The sequence below is a fragment of the Flavobacterium sp. Leaf359 genome (genome assembly GCF_001423985.1).
GTDB lineage: Bacteria > Bacteroidota > Bacteroidia > Flavobacteriales > Flavobacteriaceae > Flavobacterium > Flavobacterium lindanitolerans.
The window spans coordinates 1-5,229 of sequence record NZ_LMPW01000008.1; the positions used below are offsets into that span (position 1 = coordinate 1).

Annotated in this window: 2 tRNA genes and 2 rRNA genes; all 4 read left to right on the forward strand. The window is 51.6% G+C overall.

Annotated features, from left to right (window positions below):
• Positions 1–385 precede the first annotated feature (385 nt).
• The 4 genes from ASG38_RS04095 to ASG38_RS04110 all read left to right on the forward strand — a co-directional run bounded on the left by ASG38_RS04095 (position 386) and on the right by ASG38_RS04110 (position 5,184).
• Positions 386–1,901, forward strand: a 16S ribosomal RNA gene (locus tag ASG38_RS04095).
• 90 nt (positions 1,902–1,991) lie between these two features.
• Positions 1,992–2,065: transfer RNA gene (locus ASG38_RS04100), tRNA-Ile, on the forward strand.
• 70 nt (positions 2,066–2,135) lie between these two features.
• A tRNA-Ala gene (locus ASG38_RS04105) sits at positions 2,136–2,209 on the forward strand.
• Positions 2,210–2,303: 94 nt separating this feature from the next.
• A 23S ribosomal RNA gene (locus ASG38_RS04110) occupies positions 2,304–5,184 on the forward strand.
• Together the 16S and 23S rRNA genes with 2 tRNA genes alongside form the textbook arrangement of a ribosomal RNA operon.
• The last annotated feature ends 45 nt before the right edge of the window (positions 5,185–5,229 follow it).

A 5,229-nucleotide genomic window follows, 5' to 3' on the forward strand; every position in this document is an offset into this window, starting at 1 on the left:
AAAATTTTCCAAAAATAAATTTGCGAGTTTCAAAAAAGGTTTTTACTTTTGCACCCGCAATCAGGGCAACGTTCATAGGGGAAATGCGATACCGGCTTTCAGGAAAAAAAATTTCCGAAAAGCTTGCGTGAAACGGAAAAGGGTCATATCTTTGCCGTCCGCAAAAACGGTAAGGGCTTAAAAAAGGAAAGAAAATTTTTTTTCAAAAAAAGCTTGCAGGACTCGAAAAGAGTGTTACCTTTGCAGCCGCTCCGCGAGGGGCGACACGAAACAAGAAGAACACGTTCATAGACATATTGGATTGACAGCAAATTAAGAATTAGAGAGCAAGGCGGATCGGTGAGATCTGCGCACAGGCCGAAAACGTCTTATAATATTAAAATATACGATGAAGAGTTTGATCCTGGCTCAGGATGAACGCTAGCGGCAGGCCTAACACATGCAAGTCGAGGGGTAGAGGGTGCTTGCATCCTTGAGACCGGCGCACGGGTGCGTAACGCGTATGCAACCTGCCTTCCACAGGGGAATAGCCCAGAGAAATTTGGATTAATGCCCCATGGCACAGCGAGACGGCATCGTCTTGCTGTTAAAGTAACAACGGTGGAAGATGGGCATGCGTCCCATTAGCTAGTTGGTAAGGTAACGGCTTACCAAGGCTATGATGGGTAGGGGTCCTGAGAGGGAGATCCCCCACACTGGTACTGAGACACGGACCAGACTCCTACGGGAGGCAGCAGTGAGGAATATTGGTCAATGGTCGCAAGACTGAACCAGCCATGCCGCGTGCAGGATGACGGTCCTATGGATTGTAAACTGCTTTTGTACGGGAAGAAACACTCCTACGTGTAGGGGCTTGACGGTACCGTAAGAATAAGGATCGGCTAACTCCGTGCCAGCAGCCGCGGTAATACGGAGGATCCGAGCGTTATCCGGAATCATTGGGTTTAAAGGGTCCGTAGGCGGCCCTGTAAGTCAGCGGTGAAATCTCCCGGCTCAACCGGGAAACTGCCGTTGATACTGCAGGGCTTGAATTGCCGGGAAGTAACTAGAATATGTAGTGTAGCGGTGAAATGCTTAGATATTACATGGAATACCGATTGCGAAGGCAGGTTACTACCGGCGTATTGACGCTGATGGACGAAAGCGTGGGGAGCGAACAGGATTAGATACCCTGGTAGTCCACGCCGTAAACGATGGATACTAGCTGTCCGGCGCAAGCTGGGTGGCTAAGCGAAAGTGATAAGTATCCCACCTGGGGAGTACGAACGCAAGTTTGAAACTCAAAGGAATTGACGGGGGCCCGCACAAGCGGTGGAGCATGTGGTTTAATTCGATGATACGCGAGGAACCTTACCAGGGCTTAAATGTAGGCCGACAGGCCCGGAAACGGGCTTTTCTTCGGACGGCTTACAAGGTGCTGCATGGTTGTCGTCAGCTCGTGCCGTGAGGTGTCAGGTTAAGTCCTATAACGAGCGCAACCCCTGTCGCTAGTTGCCAGCGAGTAATGTCGGGAACTCTAGCGAGACTGCCAGTGCAAACTGCGAGGAAGGTGGGGATGACGTCAAATCATCACGGCCCTTACGCCCTGGGCTACACACGTGCTACAATGGCCGGTACAGAGAGCAGCCACCCCGCGAGGGGGAGCGAATCTACAAAACCGGTCACAGTTCGGATCGGAGTCTGCAACTCGACTCCGTGAAGCTGGAATCGCTAGTAATCGGATATCAGCCATGATCCGGTGAATACGTTCCCGGGCCTTGTACACACCGCCCGTCAAGCCATGGAAGCTGGGGGTGCCTGAAGTCGGTGACCGCAAGGAGCTGCCTAGGGTAAAACCGGTAACTGGGGCTAAGTCGTAACAAGGTAGCCGTACCGGAAGGTGCGGCTGGAACACCTCCTTTCTAGAGAAAAGCCGTTTCGGCGCACAGGGCTCCAAGCCCGCCTCGCTCTCGCTGTTGGTTCAAAAAAACAAGAAAAAGCACAAAAAACAGAGTCTCGTAGCTCAGCTGGTTAGAGTACTACACTGATAATGTAGGGGTCGGCAGTTCGAGTCTGCCCGGGACTACTTTTTAGGGCTTTGAAGGAAATTCTAGGGGTTGGCTAGCCGTAAAGTTGTGACTGGCAACTATAGGAACGGGGGATTAGCTCAGCTGGCTAGAGCGCCTGCCTTGCACGCAGGAGGTCATCGGTTCGACTCCGATATTCTCCACATTTCCGTTAGGGAAAAAAGTTCATTGACATATTGGGATAAGAAAACATTTAAAAAGTAGAAAGCATGGTGCATATTTATATGTACCGAAAGCGCAATAAGCAAAATAAGGGCGTATGGGGGATGCCTAGGCTCTCAGAGGCGAAGAAGGACGTGATAAGCTGCGAAAAGCTGCGGGGACGGGCACACACCGTTTGATCCGCAGGTATCCGAATGGGGCAACCCAGTGTGCTGAAGGCACATTACCCGATAGGGGGCGAACCCGCTGAACTGAAACATCTAAGTAGGCGGAGGAGAAGAAAACAAAAGTGATTCCGTGAGTAGTGGCGAGCGAAAGCGGATTAGCCCAAACCGGAGATGTTGCGGCATTTCCGGGGTTGTAGGACCGCGCGATTTCCTGCGCAAAGAATTGGAACCATCTGGAAAGTTGGGCCGTAGACGGTGACAGCCCGGTACAAGTAATGAGCGTAAGGGATAGCGGTATCCTGAGTAGGGCGGGGCACGTGAAACCCTGTCTGAATCCGGCGGGACCATCCGCCAAGGCTAAATACTCCTGAGAGACCGATAGTGAACCAGTACCGTGAGGGAAAGGTGAAAAGAACCGTGAATAACGGAGTGAAACAGATCCTGAAACCATACGCCTACAAGCGGTCGGAGCCCTTTCGTGGGGTGACGGCGTGCCTTTTGCATAATGAGCCTACGAGTTAACGTTGCCGGCAAGGATAAGTGGTTCAGCCACGGATCCGTAGCGAAAGCGAGTCTGAATAGGGCGCCATAGTCGGCAGTGTTAGACGCGAAACCGTGTGATCTACCCATGGGCAGGATGAAGCTGTGGTAACACACAGTGGAGGTCCGAACCGGTTGTCGTTGAAAAGACTTCGGATGACCTGTGGGTAGGGGTGAAAGGCCAATCAAACTCGGAAATAGCTCGTACTCCCCGAAATGCATTTAGGTGCAGCGCTGGCCGTAAAGTTATACAGAGGTAGAGCTACTGATTGGATGCGGGGGCTTCACCGCCTACCAATTCCTGACAAACTCCGAATGCTGTATAATGTTTGCCAGCAGTGAGGGCTTGGGTGCTAAGGTCCAAGTCCGAGAGGGAAAGAACCCAGACCATCGGCTAAGGTCCCCAAATATATGCTAAGTTGAAAGAACGAGGTTTGTCTGCCCAGACAGCTAGGATGTTGGCTTGGAAGCAGCCATTCATTTAAAGAGTGCGTAACAGCTCACTAGTCGAGCGGACGAGCATGGATAATAATCGGGCATAAGCATATTACCGAAGCCATGGATTTGTAATTTATTACAAGTGGTAGGGGAGCATTCTGGCGCCAGCGAAGGTGTGCCGTGAGGCATGCTGGAGGTTCCAGAAAAGAAAATGTAGGCATAAGTAACGATAATGCGGGCGAGAAACCCGCACACCGAAAGACTAAGGTTTCCTCAGCTATGCTAATCAGCTGAGGGTTAGTCGGGTCCTAAGGCGAACCCGAAAGGGACAGTCGATGGCCAACGGGTTAATATTCCCGTACTTCTCATAATTGTGATGGGGCGACGGAGTGATGAAAGTACCGCGAACTGACGGAATAGTTCGTTAAAGCACCTAGCTATAGGGCCTGCAGGCAAATCCGCAGGCACTGGCGAAATGCGACAGTACACGGAGTCTTCGGACAAAGTGATAGCGTACCTAAGGGCTTCCAAGAAAAACCTCTAAACTTCAGATTATGAGAACCCGTACCGTAAACCGACACAGGTAGTCGAGGAGAGAATCCTAAGGTGCTCGAGAGATTCATGGCTAAGGAATTAGGCAAAATAGACCTGTAACTTCGGGAGAAAGGTCGCCAGCGAAGGCTGGCCGCAGTGAAGAGGTCCAGGCGACTGTTTATCAAAAACACAGGGCTCTGCAAAATCGTAAGATGAGGTATAGGGCCTGACACCTGCCCGGTGCTGGAAGGTTAAGAGGAGATGTTATCTTCGGAGAAGCATTGAATTGAAGCCCCAGTAAACGGCGGCCGTAACTATAACGGTCCTAAGGTAGCGAAATTCCTTGTCGGGTAAGTTCCGACCTGCACGAATGGTGTAACGATCTGGACACTGTCTCAGCCATGAGCTCGGTGAAATTGTAGTATCGGTGAAGATGCCGATTACCCGCAGTGGGACGAAAAGACCCTGTGCACCTTTACTATAGCTTAGTATTGACTTTGGACAAGTGATGTGTAGGATAGGTGGGAGACTTCGATCCTGCGTCGCCAGGCGTAGGTTAGTCATTGTTGAAATACCACCCTTTGCTTGTCTGAAGCCTAACCCCGCTGTGCGGGGGACATTGCTTGGTGGGTAGTTTGACTGGGGTGGTCGCCTCCAAAAGAGTAACGGAGGCTTCTAAAGGTTCCCTCAGCACGCTTGGTAACCGTGCGCAGAGTGCAATGGCATAAGGGAGCTTGACTGAGAGACACACAGGTCGATCAGGTACGAAAGTAGAGCATAGTGATCCGGTGGTTCCGCATGGAAGGGCCATCGCTCAAAGGATAAAAGGTACGCCGGGGATAACAGGCTGATCTCCCCCAAGAGCTCATATCGACGGGGGGGTTTGGCACCTCGATGTCGGCTCGTCACATCCTGGGGCTGGAGAAGGTCCCAAGGGTTGGGCTGTTCGCCCATTAAAGTGGCACGCGAGCTGGGTTCAGAACGTCGTGAGACAGTTCGGTCTCTATCTACTGCGGGCGTTAGAAATTTGAGTGGATCTGATTCTAGTACGAGAGGACCGAATTGGACCGACCGCTGGTGTATCTGTTGTCCCGCCAGGGGCACCGCAGAGTAGCTACGTCGGGAAGGGATAAGCGCTGAAAGCATATAAGCGCGAAACCCACCACAAGATGAGATTTCTTTTAAGGGTCGTGGGAGATGACCACGTCGATAGGCTGCAGGTGTAAAGGCAGTAATGTCATAGCCGAGCAGTACTAATAACCCGTAAGCTTATGCGCATGGTCTCCGCCCTTCGGGGCGGGGAGCGACTTTCTAACTTAAAA